Source organism: Microbacterium sp. (assembly GCF_047606685.1).
GTDB lineage: Bacteria > Actinomycetota > Actinomycetes > Actinomycetales > Microbacteriaceae > Microbacterium.
Window position 1 is genome coordinate 1 of the sequence record NZ_JASGEC010000042.1, and the last position, 17,357, is coordinate 17,357.

Annotated in this window: 16 protein-coding genes and 1 tRNA gene; 11 read left to right on the forward strand and 6 right to left on the reverse strand. The window is 71.0% G+C overall.

Going from position 1 to position 17,357, the window contains the following annotated elements; all coding sequences use genetic code 11:
* Positions 1–470: tyrosine-type recombinase/integrase (locus tag QM611_RS04320; protein ID WP_415078673.1), on the forward strand; the 470-nt coding region annotated here is incomplete at its 5' end.
* A gap of 111 nt (positions 471–581) precedes the next feature.
* Here the strand turns inward: QM611_RS04320 and QM611_RS04325 are convergent.
* The 5 genes from QM611_RS04325 to QM611_RS04345 form a co-directional block, all read right to left on the reverse strand.
* Positions 582–666 (reverse strand) — tRNA-Leu (locus QM611_RS04325).
* Positions 649–2,505, reverse strand: coding sequence for an ABC transporter permease subunit (locus tag QM611_RS04330; RefSeq protein ID WP_415078674.1), 1,857 nt, complete (start codon positions 2,503–2,505; stop codon positions 649–651). The genes QM611_RS04325 and QM611_RS04330 overlap by 18 nt, the downstream gene beginning before the upstream one ends.
* Positions 2,502–4,028, reverse strand: a complete 1,527-nt coding sequence (locus QM611_RS04335; RefSeq protein ID WP_415078675.1) for an ABC transporter substrate-binding protein — start codon at positions 4,026–4,028, stop codon at positions 2,502–2,504. The genes QM611_RS04330 and QM611_RS04335 overlap by 4 nt, the downstream gene beginning before the upstream one ends.
* 29 nt (positions 4,029–4,057) lie before the next feature.
* Positions 4,058–4,900 carry an ABC transporter ATP-binding protein gene (locus QM611_RS04340; protein WP_415078676.1) on the reverse strand — a complete coding sequence of 281 codons (843 nt, stop codon included), beginning with the start codon at positions 4,898–4,900 and terminating at the stop codon, positions 4,058–4,060.
* Positions 4,897–5,697, reverse strand: a complete 801-nt coding sequence (locus tag QM611_RS04345) for an ATP-binding cassette domain-containing protein (protein ID WP_415078677.1) — start codon at positions 5,695–5,697, stop codon at positions 4,897–4,899. Before QM611_RS04345 ends, QM611_RS04340 begins: the two co-directional genes overlap by 4 nt.
* 144 nt (positions 5,698–5,841) lie before the next feature.
* Here QM611_RS04345 and QM611_RS04350 point away from each other — a divergent pair, with 144 nt between their 5' ends.
* Complete coding sequence (locus QM611_RS04350; RefSeq protein WP_415078678.1) at positions 5,842–7,143, forward strand: M20/M25/M40 family metallo-hydrolase; 1,302 nt, start codon at positions 5,842–5,844, stop codon at positions 7,141–7,143.
* 54 nt (positions 7,144–7,197) lie between these two features.
* A complete protein-coding gene (locus QM611_RS04355; protein WP_415078679.1) occupies positions 7,198–8,022 on the forward strand; it encodes an undecaprenyl-diphosphate phosphatase in 825 nt (274 codons plus the stop codon).
* A 19-nt stretch (positions 8,023–8,041) separates the two neighbouring features.
* On the opposite strand, the gene QM611_RS04360 is transcribed toward QM611_RS04355, so the two are convergent.
* Positions 8,042–8,881, reverse strand: coding sequence for a PAC2 family protein (locus QM611_RS04360; RefSeq protein WP_415078680.1), 840 nt, complete (start codon positions 8,879–8,881; stop codon positions 8,042–8,044).
* Between the two features lie 135 nt (positions 8,882–9,016).
* On the opposite strand from QM611_RS04360, the gene QM611_RS04365 reads away from it, so the two are divergent.
* The 8 genes from QM611_RS04365 to QM611_RS04400 all read left to right on the forward strand — a co-directional run bounded on the left by QM611_RS04365 (position 9,017) and on the right by QM611_RS04400 (position 17,339).
* Positions 9,017–9,733, forward strand: a complete 717-nt coding sequence (locus QM611_RS04365) for an HAD family hydrolase (RefSeq protein ID WP_415078681.1) — start codon at positions 9,017–9,019, stop codon at positions 9,731–9,733.
* Positions 9,730–10,731 (forward strand): tRNA (adenine-N1)-methyltransferase, encoded by a 1,002-nt coding sequence (locus tag QM611_RS04370; RefSeq protein WP_415078682.1) that lies wholly within the window; start codon positions 9,730–9,732, stop codon positions 10,729–10,731. Before QM611_RS04365 ends, QM611_RS04370 begins: the two co-directional genes overlap by 4 nt.
* 9 nt (positions 10,732–10,740) lie before the next feature.
* Positions 10,741–11,715 (forward strand): FKBP-type peptidyl-prolyl cis-trans isomerase, encoded by a 975-nt coding sequence (locus QM611_RS04375; protein ID WP_415078683.1) that lies wholly within the window; start codon positions 10,741–10,743, stop codon positions 11,713–11,715.
* A gap of 8 nt (positions 11,716–11,723) precedes the next feature.
* Positions 11,724–12,764: a helix-turn-helix transcriptional regulator gene (locus QM611_RS04380; protein ID WP_415078684.1), complete on the forward strand. Its 1,041-nt coding sequence runs from the start codon at positions 11,724–11,726 to the stop codon at positions 12,762–12,764.
* On the forward strand, positions 12,761–13,720 hold the full coding sequence (locus tag QM611_RS04385; protein WP_415078685.1) for a helix-turn-helix transcriptional regulator: 960 nt from the start codon (positions 12,761–12,763) through the stop codon (positions 13,718–13,720). Before QM611_RS04380 ends, QM611_RS04385 begins: the two co-directional genes overlap by 4 nt.
* Positions 13,721–13,790: 70 nt before the next feature.
* Positions 13,791–14,036, forward strand: coding sequence for a twin-arginine translocase TatA/TatE family subunit (tatA, locus tag QM611_RS04390; RefSeq protein ID WP_415078686.1), 246 nt, complete (start codon positions 13,791–13,793; stop codon positions 14,034–14,036).
* Positions 14,037–14,097: 61 nt separating this feature from the next.
* On the forward strand, positions 14,098–14,856 hold the full coding sequence (tatC, locus tag QM611_RS04395) for a twin-arginine translocase subunit TatC (RefSeq protein ID WP_415078728.1): 759 nt from the start codon (positions 14,098–14,100) through the stop codon (positions 14,854–14,856).
* The gene (locus QM611_RS04400; RefSeq protein ID WP_415078687.1) at positions 14,853–17,339 is read left to right on the forward strand and encodes a DEAD/DEAH box helicase; all 2,487 of its coding nucleotides are present in this window, start codon (positions 14,853–14,855) and stop codon (positions 17,337–17,339) included. Before tatC ends, QM611_RS04400 begins: the two co-directional genes overlap by 4 nt.
* Positions 17,340–17,357: the final 18 nt, after the last annotated feature.

Below are 17,357 nucleotides of genomic sequence, written 5' to 3' on the forward strand. Positions count from 1 at the left end.
AGGTGAGCATCCGGCGCGCGATCAACACCGAGGACTGGACGAAGACGAAGACCACCAAGACCGGCAACGCCCGCGTCATCGACATCGACGCCGCGACCCTCAAAGTGCTCACCGCCTACAAGGTGACCCGCGCGGAAGTGTCCTTCGAGCTGGCGAGGGCCGATGCCTACATCTTCGGCGGCGACGACGGTCAGCCCCGCTCACCCGACGCGATGACCAGCCGCTGGGATCGCCGCCTCAAGTGGGCCGTCAAGGTCAAGAGGTTCGAGCACCTGCCGCGCGTCACCCTCAAAGGGCTTCGGCACACGCACGCGACGATCCTCATGGAACTCGGCGTGCCGCCCAAGGTCGTGCAGGAACGCCTCGGGCACTCCACCATCACCACGACGATGAACATCTACAGCCACGTCACCCCGACGATGCAGAAGAACGCCGTCGAACAGTTCGCCAGCCAAATCGCCGGAGCCTGAACCCCATCAATGGGGCGAACAAGGGCGCTTGCCCCATATCTCGCCCCATGACGACGAAACAGCCCCTCACCCTGGACATAAAATCCCTGGTGAGGGGCTGTTTTCGTTCTGTGCGCGAGGGGGGACTTGAACCCCCACGCCCTATACGGGCACTAGCACCTCAAGCTAGCGCGTCTACCTATTCCGCCACCCGCGCAAGATGGTTTCGGCATTGCAACCGAAGACCGACTTTATCACGCCGACGCTCCTCGCCGTGCGCGAGCGGACGGCCATCCCCGTCGCCGCGCTTGGCGCGCGTGCCGCGTGCCGGCAGCGATGCGAGCGAGACCGCCATCACCGACGCGAGCACGAGCGCGAGGGCGGGAGCCAGCACAGTCCACGGCGCCCGCTCCACATAGCCCATCCCCTCGCCGAGCACGAGTCCCCACTCCGGCGTCGGCTGGTGCGGGCCGAGGCCCAGGAAGCCGAGCGCGGCAAGCGCGAGCGCCGTGCCGGGCAGCCTCAGGACCGCGTGGCGCGACACCGGGCCCACGACCGCTGGCAGCACGTGTCGGAACAGGATGCGGGCGCGCCCCACGCCGAGCACCGGCAACAGCATGACGTGCGGCTGTGCCCTCGCCTCGACGACCAGGGCGGCGGTGTGCGCGGCCAGCGGGGCCCAGCTGACCAGCGCCACCGCGATCGCCGCGCCGCCGATCGACGGCCCGGCGATCGCAGCGACGATGAGGCCAGCGATGATGGGCGGCGCGGCGTTGGTGACCTCGAGTGGCCCCGTGACTGCCCGGGGGAAGCACCCGAGCACGAGCCCGATCGCCAGACACAGCAGCACGACGAACACGGCCGTGCCGAGTGTCGTCACCGCGCCGTGCCCCACTCGGGCCAGCAGATCGCGCCCCAGCGCGTCGGCCCCGAACGGCAGCGCGATGCTTGGCGGAGCCAGACGGCCGTGCGACGCCGCGTACGGGTCGCGACACAGGCCGGCGGCAACGATGAGCAGCAGCATGGCGCCGCTGGCGACGGGTGCGACGAGGTCGCGTCGCCGACGTCGCACCTCGGGGGCGGGCACCGGAAGCGCGCCGAGCCGCAGTGCCGGCCCGAGCAGCATCCACCGCAGGCCGGCCACGACGACGCCGGTGGCCACCGCCAGCAGCAGTAACAACAGGATGCCGGCTTGCAGAGCCGGGATGTCTTGGGATGCCGCCGCGCCCAGGGTCGCGCGCCCGAGACCGGGGATCGCGAACACTTCCTCCACGGCGACGGCTCCGCCGGTCAGGCCGATCAGTGCCAAGCCGATCTGCCCGAGGATGGATGGCAGGGCGCGCCGGGCCACGGCGAGCCCGATCCGCCGGTTGCCGAATCCGGCCAACCGCCATGTGGTGATCCACTTCTCCGCGAACGTCGCGGTGATCGCGTCCACCATCAGGCGCCCGATGAGCCCGCCTGCAGGCAGGCCCAGGGCCAGAGCGGGAAGCACCGCGTACAGCGGGCCGCTCCAGCCGTAGGGAGGAAACCAGCCGAGCCACACCGCCCCGACGACGAGCAGGACCGACGCCAGCAGGAACTCCGGAAGCGCCGTGAGGGCGACTGCCGCCGCTCCGGATCCTCGCGTCGGCGCGCCCCGCAAGCCCGCGCGAAGCGCGGGGACTGCGATGATGAGCGCGACGATGAAGGCGACCGTGATCGCGAACGCCATGAGCGTCAGCGACACGCCGAGCGCCTCGACCATGCCGCCGAGCACCGGCTTGCCGTTGATCCACGACCGCCCCGCGTCGCCGCGTGCCAGACCGCCGAGCCAATCGGCGAACATCGGCCACGGGCCCCGATCGAAGCCGAGTTCCGTGCGCACCGCGGCGAGCGCCTCCGGCGTGGCTTCGAGGTCTGCGTACCGGGCGCGCAGCACGGTGTACTCGGGACTGCGCCCCGACACCCACGGCAGCATCCCGACCAGCACGACCACTCCCGCGATCGCGACGGCGCGCGACGCGCCGACGACTGTCGGCCCGCCGAGCGCCCGCCACGCGCGTGCAGCGCTCATCGCGCGACGACGCTCGCCGCCGTGATGAGCGTGCGCTCGCGAGGATCGCGGTCGACGCCGCTGACACCTGCGGCCTCGCCCTGGATCACTCGCTCGTGGAGCATCGGGATCGCGGCGTTGCGCGACAGAATCGCCGCCTCGGCCGCCATGACCGCCGATCGCCGCTTTTCGCCGGCCTCGGTCTGCGAAGCCTTGGCGATAAGCGCGTCGACTTCGGCGTCGCAGAACTGGGAGATGTTGAACGTCCCGTCGCAGGAGAAGTCGCTCTGCAGGTAGGCGACCGGGTCCCCCGAGTCGATCACCGTCGCGCGCGACAGGATGAAGGCGTCGAACGCCCCGTCGATCGCGTCGGCTTCGATGTACTGGTACTCACGGACATCCTGCTCCACGACGAACCCGGCCGCCTCGAGCTGCTGTTCCAGCAGCACGGCCACTTCGGGCAGTTCGGCGCGGTCGGTGAAGGTGCCGAGCGTGATCTTGACCCCGTCCACGGTCGCCGGTTTGCTGGTGTGGTCGGCCAGTTCCTCCTGGTAGCCGCTGCTGTCGCGCAGGTCTGCAGCCCAGGGAAGCGCGGGGCCGAGCAGTCCGGCGGCGACGTCGGCGCGGCCTTCGTACACCGTGTCCACGATCGTGGCGCGGTTTATCGCGGCGGCCGCTGCAGCGCGCACAGCAGGATCCTTGAACGGGCCCTTCTCGGTGTTCAGGTACAGGGTGTTGGTTCGCGGCATCGGCACCTCGTGGATAAGGTCATCCTCGATCTGGGCGACTTGGCCGACCGGGACCGCCTCCACGACGTCGGCGGTTCCCGTGCGCAGCGCTGCGGCGCGCGCGCCGCCATCCGGCACGAACGTCACGTCGATGCCCGCCGCTGCAGCAGGCTCTCCCCAGTAGTCGTCGTAGCGGTCGAGGGTTGCGCCCGCGGTGCCGTCGACATCAACGAGCACGAAGGGGCCGGTGCCGTGGCCCACCGGGTCGACGACGCCGTCGTCGCCGTACGCAGCCTCGGCGAGGATCGACAGCTGCGGACTGGACAGCCGCTGCGGCACGAGCGGGTCGGGGTTCCCGGTCGTGACAACGAGGGTGTCGCCTTCGGCGGTTGCGCTCAGCTCGACGCCGTTGAGGATGCGGGGAAGCGGAGTCGCCTTCGTTGCCGCCATGAGCGAAGCGGCAGCCTGCTGTGCCGTCAGCGCGGTGCCGTCGTGGAAGGTCACGCCGTCGCGAACGGTGAATCGCCACTCGGTCGGGCTCGTCTGCGTCCACTCGGTGGCGAGGCCGGGGAGGGCGTCGCCGTTCGCGTCGAGCACGACGAGCGTTTCGGCCGTGCTCCAGCGGGAGAGCTTGAACGCGTCGTCGCTCAAGGGGGTCAGGCCGCTGCGCGGAGGTTGCAGCATGGCGAGGCTGATGCGCGCGTCGTCGTCGCCGGTGGATTGCGGGCTGGAGGAGAAGCATCCGGTGAGCGACAGCGCCAGGCTGCCCGAGAGCAGGAGGGCGGCAACGCGTCGGTGGGGTGTGGTGAAGGACATGGTTTCGCTTTCTCGGTGGTGGGTGGGGGTCATGCGGTGCGGTCCGCCTCCGGTCGCGGGGCGCTCGCCGTGCGCAGGCGCGGGCGGGCGTCGACGATCGAGCATGTCGCCTCGTGCCGCGGGTGCGACAGCAGCTCCCACGTCGGGCCGTGCTCGACGATGCGGCCGTCGGCGAGCACGCAGGAGGTGCCGCACAGCAACGACACCGCGTCGAGGTCGTGCGAGACGAAGCCCACGCCCACCCCCTGCTCGCGCACGATCTGGCCGAACACGCGCAGCACCTCGTCGCGCAATGGCCGGTCCAAACCGCTCACCGGCTCGTCCGCGAGGAGGATCCGCGCCCCCGTCGCCAACGCGCGCGCGATCGCGACGCGCTGGGCCTGCCCGCCCGACAGCTCGGCGGGTTTGCGGCTCACCAGCCGCGTCGGCAATCGCACGCTGTCGAGCGCGCTCCCAACGATGGCGCGATGGTTTCCCGGCACGCCGAGGCGGCGCAACGGGTCGGTGACGAGCTGCTCCACGGTCATTCGAGGGTCGAGGCTCGTGGCCGGCTCCTGCGGGATGTACTGCACATGGCGGCGGAAGGCGCGCAGCGCGCGGGATGTGCGGGCGTCGAGGAGCGCGCCGCCGACCCGCACCTCGCCCGCGTCCGGACGCTCCAGGCCGAGCAGGATGCGCAGCATCGTCGACTTCCCCGACCCGGAGCGGCCGACGATGCCGATGGCCGCTCCGGGGGAGATCGTGATGTCAAGTCCAGAGAGCACGTGCACGTGCTCGGCGCGTCGGAGGGGGGAGCCGCCGGCACGCCGGTACCGGTGCTGGAGGCCGACCGCCTCGAGCGCGGCGTCCGGGGCGTATGCGTCGATGGTCACGCCACCGCCTCCGTCGCTCGCCGCGAGAGGAGGTCGAACGTCGGCTGTCGCCGTGCCGTGTCGACGAGCTCGCGGGTGTAGGGATGCTGCGGCTGCTCCACGAGGTCGGCGAACGCGCCCTGCTCCACGACACGCCCGTCCTGCAACACGACCGCGCGATCGCAGATCTGCGAGGCCGCGGCGAGGTCGTGCGTGATGAACAGCAACGCGAGCCCGGCGCGCTCTCGCGCCGCCGCGAGGGTGTCGAGCACCTGTGCCTGACTGACGACATCCAGCGCGGTGGTCGGCTCGTCGGCGACGACGATGCGTGCGCGGCAGGCGAGCGCGAGCGCGATGCACACGCGCTGGCGTTGTCCTCCGGACAGCTCGGCGGGGTACGAGCGCAACACGCGCACGGGGTCGTCGATGCCGCACGCGTCCAGCAGCTCGGCGGCGCGCGCGTGTGCCTCCGCGCCGGAGAGCCCGTGGTTGCGCGCGGGGGTCGCCATCTGCCCGATCACGCGCACGAGCGGATTCAACGCGCTCGAGCTGTCCTGCTGCACGCTCGCGACGCAGCCCGCGGGTCGAAGCGACGACGCGACATCGACGCGCTTGCCGTCCAGTGACAGCTCCCCGGTCGCGTCCAGCAGCCGGGACAGCCCTCCGGTGACGGCGGCCGCGGTAAGCGACTTGCCTGATCCCGAGTGGCCGAGCAGCGCGACGCTCTCACCGGCCGCGACCGACACGGACACGCCGTGAACCAGCGAGGTGGCCCCGACCCGCACGTGGAGGTCTTCAAGGACGATCGCATCCGGCACGGGGTTCCTCATCTCCAGGGGGTCGCGCTCGCAGACGATCGCGAGGCAACTTAATGATAATCATTCTCAATACGAGGTCAAAATCAAGGGCGGTGACGCGTCCGACCCGCGGCCCCCACGCAGCAGGCAGGTAGGTTGGACCGCATGCCTGCGACCGATTCCGACCTCCCCGAGGTCGCCCGAATCGCCCGAGACCTCATCCGCTTCGACACCTCGAACTGGGGCGGCGGGCGATGCAACGGCGAGCGGGAGGCGGCGGAGTACGTCGCGGCGTTTCTGGAGGGGATGGGGCTCAAGCCCGAGTTCCACGAGCCGAGCCCGCGCCGCACGAGCGTTGCCGCGCGGGTGGCCGGGCGCGACCCGGCCAAGCCCGCGCTCGTGCTGCACGGCCACCTCGACGTCGTGCCCGCGATAGCGGAGGACTGGTCGGTCGACCCGTTCGCTGGAGAGGTGCGCGACGGGATGCTGTGGGGCCGCGGCGCTGTCGACATGAAGGACATGGACGCCATGATCCTGACGTCGGTCGCCGACATCCTGCGCTCCGGCGAACAGCCCGAGCGCGACCTCGTGCTCGCCTTCTTCGCCGACGAGGAGGCCGGCGGCATCGAGGGATCGATGAGCGCGGTGCGCGAGCGCCCCGACTGGTTCGCCGGCGCGACCGAGGCGATCAGCGAAGTCGGCGGCTACTCGATCGCCGTCGACGGCCGCCGCGCCTACCTGCTGCAGGTGGGGGAGAAGGCGCTCGTGTGGATCCGGCTCGTCGCGCGCGGCATCGCCGCCCACGGCTCGTCCCGCCACGACGAGAACGCCGTCACCAGGCTGGCGGAGGCCGTGGCCGCCCTCGGGCGCGCGGAGTGGCCGATCGCGCTCACGCCGGCGACCCGGCAGATGCTCGACGACCTGGCCGGGCTGAGCGGCGCCGACGACGCCGATCCGGACGCGATCGTGGCGCGCGCGGGCGCGGCATCCCGATTCCTCGGCGCCACCCTGCGCACGACGGCCAACCCGACGGGGCTCGCCGCGGGCTACAAGCACAACGTGATCCCCGATCGAGCCGAGGCGCTCATCGACGTGCGCACGCTCCCCGGCGGAGAGGATGCCGCGCTCGCCGACATCCAGCGCATTGTCGGCGACGACGTCGAGATCGAGGTCGTGCACCGCGACATCGGGCTCGAAGCGCCCTTTTCCGGCTCCCTCGTCGAGGCGATGGTCAGCGCGCTCGGGCGCCACGACCCCGGCGTTGCTGTCATCCCGTACTTGATGGGCGGCGGCACCGACAACAAGGCGCTCGCCGCGCTCGGGATCGACGGATACGGGTTCGCGCCGCTGCGGCTGCCCCCCGATCTCGATTTCACGGGTATGTTTCACGGGGTGGACGAGCGGGTCCCCATCGCCGCCCTCGAGTTCGGGCAGTCCGTGCTCACCGACGTGATCCGCAGCTACTGACCCGCCCACCCGCCGTACCACCCGTCGTAACCAAGGCAGCTAAGAAAGGCGCCGATGCACTTCCTCGAGGCGGTCGTCCTGGGCATCGTCCAAGGCTTGACCGAGTTCCTGCCGATCTCGTCCAGCGCGCACTTGCGCATCCTCGGCGTGTTCCTGCCGGCCGCGCAAGACCCGGGCGCGGCATTCACCGCCATCACGCAGATCGGCACCGAGGCCGCGGTGGTCGTGTTCTTCTGGCGCGACATCGCGCGGATCGTCGGCCGCTGGTTCGGCTCCCTCGGCGGCCGGGTCCCGCGCAACGACCCCGATGCGCGGATGGGGTGGCTCATCATCATCGGGTCGATTCCGATCGTCGCGCTGGGGCTGCTGTTCCAAGACCAGATCGAGACCGTCTTCCGGTCGCTGTGGCTCGTGGCGGCGATGCTGATCTTGTTCGGCGTGTTGCTGGGCATCGCCGACATGGTCGGCGCCAAGCGCCGCCAGCTGGGCGAGCTCACCGTCGGCCACGGCGTGGTTTTCGGGTTCGCGCAGGCGCTCGCGCTCATCCCGGGCGTGTCCCGGTCGGGCGGCACGATCACCGCCGGACTTTTCCTGGGCTACGAGCGCGCAGCGGCCGCCCGCTACGCGTTCCTCCTCGCGATCCCGGCAGTCTTCGGCAGCGGCTTTTACCAGATGTTCAAGAGCGTCGGCGAGCAGGGCCCGTACGACCTCGTCGAGACGGGCGCGGCGACCGTCGTCGCCTTCTTCGTGGCGCTCGGCGTCATCGCGTTCTTCATGCGCTGGATCTCGACGCACAGCTTCCTGCCGTTCGTCGTGTACCGCGTGCTGCTGGGAACGACACTGCTCGTGCTGCTGTCGCTGGGCGTCATCCAGCCGTGAGATCGTGCCCGCCGGACGCTCAACCCGCCTTCGGGTCGCCGTCGCGGCGCAGGTAGCGCTCGAACGCTTGGGCGATCGCGTCGCCCGACGCCTCGGGGTCGTCCCACGTGTCGCGCGTGCGCTCGAGCTGGTGGATGTACTCGGTCATCTCGTCGTCCTCCGCCGCGGCGGCGTCGATCGACGCCTCCCACTGCTCGGCTTCGGCCGCGAGGTCGGCGCGCGGCACGACCGCGCCGGTGAGGTCTTCGAGACGGTCCAGCAGGGCGAGCGCCGCTTTCGGCGACGGCGTGTGCCCGGCAACGTAGTGCGGAACGCTCGCCCACAGCGTGGCGGTCGGGATGCCGGCGTGCTCGGCGGCGAACGACAGCGCGCTGAGGATGCCGACCGGCCCCTCGTATGTGCTGCGCTCCAGGCCGAGCTCGCGGCGCAACGCCTCGCTGTCGCTGCCCGCGAACACCGAGATCGGGCGCGTGTGCGGCACGTCGGACATCATCGAGCCCAGCGACACGAACCCCGTGATGCCTTCGCGCAACGCGACGTCGACGAGCTCGCCGGAGAACGCCTGCCACGCGCGGGCGGGCTCGACTCCGGTGAGCAGCCACAGCTGCGTGCCGCGGCGGCTGCGCGCGGGCCGCAGGATCGTGGCGGCGGGCCACGTGAGCATTCGATTCCCGTTCGCGTCGAGCGAGACGGACGGACGCGTGTACTGGTAGTCGAAGTACAGCTCGGGGTCGACGGAGAAGACCTCGTCGTAGGCCCCCTCGCGGCGCAGCACTCCGAGCGCCGACGTCGCAGCCTCGCCGGCGTCGTTCCAGCCGTCGAAGGCCGCCACGAGAACCCGTCGTCCGAGACCTTCCAACTGCCACCTCCCGGCCCGCGGCGCGGGCTCCCTCCAGGATAGGCGCACGACACGACGACGGCGCGGCGACGCCCGGCATCGGCTCGCGCTCCACCCGCTGCCGGAGACGGCCCGAGGCCTGGATAGGCTGGAACGATGACCCGACCCGCATCCCCTCCCGTGCTGCGGGCCGTGCTCTGGGACATGGATGGCACGCTCGTCGACACCGAGCCGTACTGGATGGCGGCGGAGATCCCCCTCGTGGAGAGTTTCGGGGGAGTGTGGACGCACGAGGACTCGCTGCGCCTGCTCGGACTCGGCCTCGACGACGCCGCTCGCGTGCTGCAGACCGAGGGCGTGCGCATGAGCGTGTCCGACATCGTGAACCACCTCACGAACGAGGTCATGTCGCGCCTGGCGGCCGACGGCGTGCCGTTCCGGCCCGGTGCCCGCGAGCTGCTGTCGAGCCTGCGCGACGAAGGTGTTCGCACCGCGCTGGTCACGATGTCGTTGGGGCGGATGGCGCGCGCCATCGTCGATCTCATCGACCTGGGCGACGGCGCGCGCGCCTTCGACCTTGTCGTGGCCGGAGACGAAGTGCCCCGGCCCAAGCCTTTCCCGGACCCGTACCTCCAGGCATGCGCGGCGCTCGGCGTGGACCCGGCCGACACCGTCGCGATCGAAGACTCGCCGAACGGGCTGCGCGCCGCGGTCGCCGCCGGAACGGTGTCGCTCGGCGTGCCGCACATCGCGTCGCTGGAGGGCATCGGAGCGCACGGGCTGTGGCCCACGCTGGACGGCTGCACGGCCGCGGACCTGCACGCCTTCCACGCGGAGCACGTGCCCCGCCTCCGCGCCGGAAGCGCGCTGTGACCGCGCCGCGGCCGAGCGGCCCGTTCCGGCTCGGCGACCGCGTGCAGCTGACCGACCCCAAGGGGCGGCTGCGCACCATCACCCTGAAGGACGGCGGTGAACTGCACACGCATCACGGCGTGCTGCCGCACGCGCAGCTGGTCGGCCTGGCCGACGGATCGGTGGTGCGCAACAGCGCCGGCCACGAGTACCTCGCGCTGCGGCCGCTGCTCAGCGATTTCGTGATGTCGATGCCGCGCGGCGCCGCGATCGTGTACCCGAAAGACGCCGCACAGATCGTCGCGCAGGCGGACGTGTTCCCCGGCGCGACCGTCGTCGAGGCGGGCGTGGGCTCGGGTGCGTTGTCGCTGTGGCTGCTGCGAGCGATCGGCCCGCACGGGCGGCTCGTGTCGTTCGAGCGTCGCGAGGACTTCGCCGAGGTGGCCCGCGCCAACATCGCCACTTTCCTCGCAGACAGCCCCGCGAACCACGAGATCGTGATCGGCGACCTCGCCACGGCATTGCCGGGAGCGCTGCCGCCGGGCGGAGCCGACCGGGTCGTGCTCGACATGCTCGCGCCGTGGGAGTGCGTCGAGGCCGTCGCCAGCGTGCTCACGCCGGGGGGAGTGGTGCTGTGCTACGTGGCCACCGCCACTCAGCTCAGCCGCGTCGCCGAAGCGCTCCGCGGCACGGGTCAGTTCACCGAGCCGGTGGCGAACGAGACGATGGTGCGGGGCTGGCACCTGCAGGGGCTGGCCGTGCGGCCTGACCACCGCATGGTGGCGCACACCGGCTTTCTCATCACGGCCCGCCGCCTGGCGCCTGGAGCCGTTCCACCGGAGCGCAAGCGGCGCGGGAACAAGACCGAGCACACCGACGAGGACCTCGAACTGTGGACGCCCGGGGCGCTCGGGGAGCGCGAGATCACCGACCGCAACCTGCGCAAGCGCGTTCGGGAGGCGCATCGGGCGGCCGAAGGCGCGCGTCAGGCGGCAGGCTCGGCCGACGAGAGCGCATAGACTGTCCCGGTGCGCAAGATCCCGGCCATTCTCACGGTCCTCGGCGTCGCCGCTCTCAGCCTGACAGGCTGTGGGTCGGTCGGCGCCTCCGCCTGCGCGCGCCCCGCGGCGCCGACCGACGGCCTCACGTCGCAAGTGGAGGCGACGGGGGCGATGGGCACGGAGCCTAGCGTCGCGATCAGCGCGCCGCTGCACGTCGACACCGCCTCGACGTGGGACGCGGTGGAAGGCGAAGGCACCCCGATCACCGCCGACGACCAGCTCGTCGTGCTCGACATCGCGCTGTACGACGGCACAAGCGGGGAAAAGCTCGTGGCCACCTCGTTCGACGGCGACATGTCGCGCGTGTTCGCGATGCAGCAGTGGATCGAGACGTTCCCCGACCTGGGGGAGCTGCTCGAATGCGCCACCGAAGGCTCGCGTGTCTACGTGACACTGCCCCCCGGCGGTGTCGAGGAGCAGGCGGCGGCGAGCCTTCAACTCGACGCGACGAGCTCGGCCGTGCTGGTCGTCGACGTCGGGAAGGTGTACCTCCCGCGCGCGACGGGAGCGGCGGTCTTCAACGACGCGCGCAACATGCCGACCGTGGTGCGCGCGCCCGACGGGCAGCCGGGCATCATCGTGCCGGATGCGGATCCGCCCACCGACATCGTCGTTCAGACCCTCGTCCGCGGCGACGGCGAGAAGCTGAAGGACGGCGACGGGGCCCGCATCCACTACACCGGGCTGCCGTGGGAGCGCGGCGCGTCGGTTCTGGCCACCTCGTGGGGCACGTCGCCGGTGACCGCTCCCGTGGGGGCAGCAAGCCTGCCCGGGTTCCAGGAGGCGCTGGCGGGCCAGACCGTGGGGTCGCAAGTGCTCGTTGTCGTCCCCGCCGACCAGGTGACCGCCGACAGCGTGCCGAACGCGCCGAGCGGCAAGGCCCTCGTCTACGTCATCGACATTCTGGGAATCGACGCGCCGACGACGACCGCCACGCAATAATTGGGCTCGTGCCGACCAAGATCACGCCCCAAGAGCGACTGCTGAGCCTCATCGTCGCCTTGATGGCGAGTGGCCGGGGGCTGACCAAGGAGCAGGTGCTCTCCACGGTCTCGGGCTACCGCGAGGCGCGCGAGGAGGGCCGGTCGCAGGACGCCCTGGAGCGCATGTTCGAGCGCGACAAGGAGGAACTGCGCACCCTCGGCGTGCCCCTGCACACGGTGGGCGAACAGGCCGACCCCGACGATCTTCGCGAGGCGCGCTACCGCATCCCGAAGACCGAGTACGTCTTGCCGGAGGATTTGACCTTCACACCCGCGGAGGTCGCGGTGCTGAACCTCGCCGGCGCGGTGTGGAGCGAGGAGTCGTTGTCGTCTGACGCGCAGAGTGCGCTGCGCAAGATCCGAGCGCTCGGCCTCGACGTCGAGGAGCCCATCATCGGGTTCGCGCCCCGGATCAGTCCCCGCGACCCGGCGTTCCCAGCACTGCGCCGCGCGAACGAGGATGCCAAAGTCGTGCGGTTCACCTACGTCAAGCCCGGCGACGACACGCCGCGGCTGCGCACGGTGGCGCCGCTGGCGGTCTTCGAGTTCGAGGGCCGCTGGCACGTGTACGGCATCGATCTCGACCTCGACGGCGAGCGCACGTTCCTGCTGTCGCGCATCGTGGGGCAGGTCGAGGCGACACGCCAGTCGTTCGACGCGGCACGGCGCGAGGGCGCCGGCGCGCACGCCCTCGCCGAGCTTGCCAAGGTCGCAGAGCGCAACGAGGCAATCGTCGATGTGGAGCCCGGCACCGAGGCCGCGTTGCGGCTGCGCAGGCGGGGCGCGGCGGAGGGCAGCACGCTCCGACTGCACTATGTCGACGCGCACGTCCTGGCGGACGAACTCGCGTCGTACGGCCCCGAGGTGCGCGTGGTGGCGCCGGACGACCTGCGCCGACAGGTCGTCGCCCGGCTGGAGCGTGTGCTCGCGCTGCACGGTGGCCGTCCGAGCGGCGGCGAGCCGCTCGACGTGGCGCCGGGCGGCGTGCCGAAGGCGGGTGCGGCATGACCGGGCCCGCGCGGGAGAACCCCGTCGCGGCCGACCGCGTCGCGATTGTCATGACGCTCGTCCCGTACGTCGTCGAGCACGGCCCGACCAAGGTGGAGGACGCGGCGCGCCTGTTCGGCGTCACGCCCGCGGTGATGCGCGAGATGGTCGAGAACCTCAACGTGATCGGCCTGCCCGGCGGGATGGACAATGAGCTCTTCTCGATCGACTGGGACGCGTTCGACGAGAACGACGAGATCGTGCTCGTCAACGTCGTCGCCTTCGAGCGCGCGCCGCGGCTGACATCGCGCGAGGCGGCGGCGCTGCTAGCCGGACTGCAGTACGCGCAAGCGGTGCCGGTCGTCGCGCAGCAGGGCGTGGTCGCGGAGCTCATCGCCAAGCTCGCCCGAGGAGCAGGGGCAGCTCCAGGGGAGCTGGTGCTTGCCCCCGACCCGGTCGACGACGTGCGGGCGACCGTCTCCGATGCCCTGACCCGTGGCCGCGCGGTGTCGTTCACGTACCGCCCCCTCGACGGCGGCGAGATGGTGCGCACGGTCGACCCGATCCGCATTCTGTCCAGCGACGCGCAGTGGTACTTGCGCGGCTGGTGCCATCTGCGTCGCGCGGTGCGCACGTTCCACCTCGAGCGGGTGAGCGAGCTGGTCGTCACCGACATCGTCGCCGGCGCGCACGACGACCACGAGACCGCGCTTTTCGCCGGCCCCAGCGGCGAGGTCGTCGCCCGCATCCGCTACCCCGACCACGCCGCCCCCCTGGTCGGGCAGTACCTCGACAACGCCCAGGTCGAGACGGACGGCCAGGGCTTCTCGGTCGCCACGATCCACGTGGGCGACCCCCGTGCGCTGCGCCGCCTGGCCGCGCGCCGCGGCGGAGTGGTCGAGGTGGTCGAGCCGGACGAGGCGCGCGCCGCGGCTGCGGAATGGGCGGCCGCGGCGCTCGCGCGCTACTCCGACTGACGCGCATTCCACGAAGGGGGCCGCGCTCCGGGTTACACTGGAGGCAACCGACATCCCGAGGAGGCTTCGCATGGGTGCATTCGGATGGCCGCATCTTCTGATCATCCTCGCGGTGATTCTGCTGCTCTTTGGTGCGGCGAAGCTGCCGGCGCTGGCCAAGAGCATGGGCCAGTCGGCGCGTGTCTTCAAGGGCGAGATGAAGGCGATGAAGGACGACGACACGGCGTCTGAGGCGTCGAACGCGGTCGACGGGATCGCTGCGAGCACTGCGGCGGACGCCGACTCCACGCCGAAGCGGTCCGACTCCACCTCCTAGCGTGGTCACGACCGGACCCCCACGCGTCGAGGAGCCCGACCCGCCCAAGCGCGAGAAGCGGATGTCGCTCGCCCAGCACCTGCTGGAGCTGAGGAAGCGGATCATCATCGCCGCGATCGGCCTCATCGCGGGGATGATCATCGCCGCCATCGTCACCAACCCGATCATCGAGCTGTTGACGGCGCCCATCCGCACGATCGCCGAGACCCGCGGAGACGACTTCGCGGCGCTGAACTTCACGACGGTGACGTCCGCGTTCGACATGCGCATGCGCATTGCGTTCACGATCGGCATCTTCTTGTCTGCCCCGGTCTGGCTGTGGCAGGTGTGGGCCTTCATCATGCCGGGGCTCACCCGCAAGGAGGTCCGCTACACCGTCGCGTTCGTGGCTGCGGCGATACCGCTGTTCTTCGCCGGCTGCTACGTGGGCCTGACGATCGTTCCGCACATCATCGAGATCATGTGGAGCCTCACGCCCGAAGGCGGAGTCAACTTCTATTCGGCCGCCGAGTACTACGACTTCATCTTCAAGCTCTTGCTGGTGATCGGGGTCTCCTTCGTTCTCCCGGTCTTCCTCGTCGCGCTCAACCTCGCGGGCGTGGTCTCCGGGCGGGACATCCTCAAGGGCTGGCGCATCGCCATCATCACCGCCACGATCTTCGCCGCGATCGCGACGCCCGCGTACGAAGTCACCTCGATGCTGCTACTGGCGGGCATCCTCGTGGTGCTCTACTTCGCGGCCGCCGGGGTGTCGCTCTTGTTCGACCGGCGCAAGCGCAAGCGCGACGCCGCGCTGCTGGCGGCGGACGCCGGCGCATGAGCACGCCCGCGGACAGCTACGCGGACGCGCAAGAGGCGAGACGGCACCCGGTCACGGACTCCTTCGCACAGGCGCAGCGGTTCCGGCTCGATCCGTTCCAGCTCGCCGGATGCCGCGCCCTGGAAGACGGCCGGAGCGTGCTCGTGGCCGCTCCCACGGGGGCGGGGAAGACGATCGTCGGCGAGTTCGCGGTCCACCTCGCGATGCGCGAGCCGGGCGATGCCCGCCACCCCGCGAAGGCGTTCTACACGACGCCCATGAAGGCGCTGTCGAACCAGAAGTTCCGCGAGCTGCAGGACGCGTACGGCGCGGACGAGGTGGGCCTGCTCACCGGCGACACGAACATCAACGGCAACGCCCGCGTCGTGGTGATGACCACCGAGGTGCTGCGCAACATGCTGTACGCCGGCTCGCCGGCGCTGCGGGGGCTGCGCTACGTCGTGATGGACGAGGTGCACTACCTCGCCGACCGCTTCCGCGGCGCGGTGTGGGAGGAGGTCATCATCCACCTCCCCGCCGACGTGCGGCTCGTGTCGCTGTCGGCCACGGTGTCCAACGCCGAGGAGTTCGGCGACTGGCTCGACACCGTGCGCGGCGACACCGAGGTGATCGTGTCGGAGACACGCCCCGTCCCGCTCGAGCAGCATGTGCTCGTGCGCGGCGACCTGCTGCCGCTGTTCGACGACCGGGCCGGCATCGCCACCGCGCAAGTGAACCAGGAGCTCATGCGCATCCGGTCGTTCAAGGGCTCGAACTTCGAGAACAACCGCCGCTCTCATCAGTTCCGCTCCGGGGGCTATGAGGCGTCGCGACGGCGCCCGCACCGCGGAAACACACGGCCGGTGCGCTCCGCCCACGTGCGGCGCATCGAACGGCTCGACCGGCCCGACGTCATCGACATCCTCGAGCGCGCGAACCTGCTGCCGGCGATCTTCTTCGTCTTCAGCCGAGTGGGCTGCGACGCCGCGGTGCAGCAGGTGCGGCGGTCGGGGAGGCGGCTGACCACACCGGAGGAGCGCGCCGAGATCCGCGCGATCGTCGACGAGCGCACGCGCGCGCTGCTCGACGAGGATCTCGCCGTGCTCGGCTACTGGGAGTGGATGGAGAACCTCGAGCGCGGCGTCGCCGCCCACCACGCGGGGCTGCTGCCGGCGTTCAAGGAGGTCGTCGAGGAGCTGTTCCAGCGCAAGCTCGTCAAGGCCGTCTTCGCCACCGAGACGCTCGCGCTCGGCATCAACATGCCGGCGCGCACCGTCGTGCTGGAAAAGCTCGAGAAGTTCAACGGCGAGGCGCGCGTCGCCATCACGTCGGGGGAGTACACGCAGCTGACCGGTCGGGCTGGCCGCCGCGGCATCGACGTCGAGGGCCACGCGGTCGTGCAGTGGACGGAGGGGATGGACCCGCAGCAGGTCGCCGCCCTCGCGTCTCGGCGCACGTACCCGCTCAACTCCAGCTTCCGCCCGACCTACAACATGGCTGTGAACCTCATCGACCAGTTCGGGCGGGAGAAGGCCCGCGACGTGTTGGAGTCGTCGTTCGCGCAGTTCCAGGCCGACCGCGCGGTCGTGGGGCTTGCCCGCCAGGTACGCGACTCCGAGGAGTCGCTGGCCGGATACGCGAAGGCGATGGACTGCGACCGGGGCGACTTCCGCGAGTACTCGTCGATCCGACGCGAGCTCAGCGACCTCGAAAAGCTCAACCGCAAAGACGCCAACGCGAGCCGGTCGACCCGCGACCGCCGGCAGAAGCATATCGCCGACCTGCGCAAGCGCATGCAGCGGCACTCGTGCCACCAGTGCGCCGAGCGCGAGCAGCACGCGCGCTGGGCTGAGCGCTATTTCAGGCTCAAGCGCACCGTCGACGGCCTCCGTCGCCAGATCGAGACGCGCACCGGCACCGTGGCGCGCGTCTTCGACCGGGTCGTGGACGTGCTGGACGAGCTCGACTACGTGCGGGTCGCCGCTGACGGCCGCACCACGCTGACGGCGGCGGGTCGCACGATGCGGCGCATCTACGGCGAGCGCGACCTGCTGGTGGCGGAGTCGTTGCGGCTGGGGCTGTGGAGCAGACTGGATGCCGCGTCCCTCGCCGCGCTTGCGTGCTGCCTGGTCTACGAGCCCCGGCGCGACGAGGCGGGCCCGGGAGAGCGCCGGATGCCGAAAGGCCCGTTCCGCGAGGCGCTGGCCGCCACCGAAGAGCTGTGGTCGCGGCTCGACGACCTCGAGCGCGAGCACAAGCTGCCCGGGTCGGAGCCCGTCGCGTCGGGGCTTGCGCCGGCGATGCACACGTGGGCTCGGGGCATGCCGCTGGACCGTGTGCTGGTCGAGGCCGACATGGCCGCGGGCGACTTCGTGCGCTGGGCCAAGCAGACCATCGACCTGCTCGACCAGCTGACGATCGTCGCCGGCGGCGACCTCGCGCGCACGGCCCGCACGGGTCTGGACGCGGTGCGGCGCGGCATCGTCGCCTACAGCTCGGTGTGATGACCCCGGGTTCGGCTT

What these genes read in the sequence shown, in the direction of transcription:
- tatA (WP_415078686.1), top strand. Translation starts at nt 13,791, where the DNA reads ATGGGTGCATTCGGATGGCCGCATCTTCTGATCATCCTCGCGGTGATT.
- QM611_RS04355 (WP_415078679.1), top strand. Translation starts at nt 7,198, where the DNA reads ATGCACTTCCTCGAGGCGGTCGTCCTGGGCATCGTCCAAGGCTTGACC.
- QM611_RS04365 (WP_415078681.1), top strand. Translation starts at nt 9,017, where the DNA reads ATGACCCGACCCGCATCCCCTCCCGTGCTGCGGGCCGTGCTCTGGGAC.
- QM611_RS04385 (WP_415078685.1), top strand. Translation starts at nt 12,761, where the DNA reads ATGACCGGGCCCGCGCGGGAGAACCCCGTCGCGGCCGACCGCGTCGCG.
- QM611_RS04400 (WP_415078687.1), top strand. Translation starts at nt 14,853, where the DNA reads ATGAGCACGCCCGCGGACAGCTACGCGGACGCGCAAGAGGCGAGACGG.
- QM611_RS04350 (WP_415078678.1), top strand. Translation starts at nt 5,842, where the DNA reads ATGCCTGCGACCGATTCCGACCTCCCCGAGGTCGCCCGAATCGCCCGA.
- tatC (WP_415078728.1), top strand. Translation starts at nt 14,098, where the DNA reads ATGTCGCTCGCCCAGCACCTGCTGGAGCTGAGGAAGCGGATCATCATC.
- QM611_RS04330 (WP_415078674.1), bottom strand. Translation starts at nt 2,505, where the DNA reads ATGAGCGCTGCACGCGCGTGGCGGGCGCTCGGCGGGCCGACAGTCGTC.
- QM611_RS04335 (WP_415078675.1), bottom strand. Translation starts at nt 4,028, where the DNA reads ATGTCCTTCACCACACCCCACCGACGCGTTGCCGCCCTCCTGCTCTCG.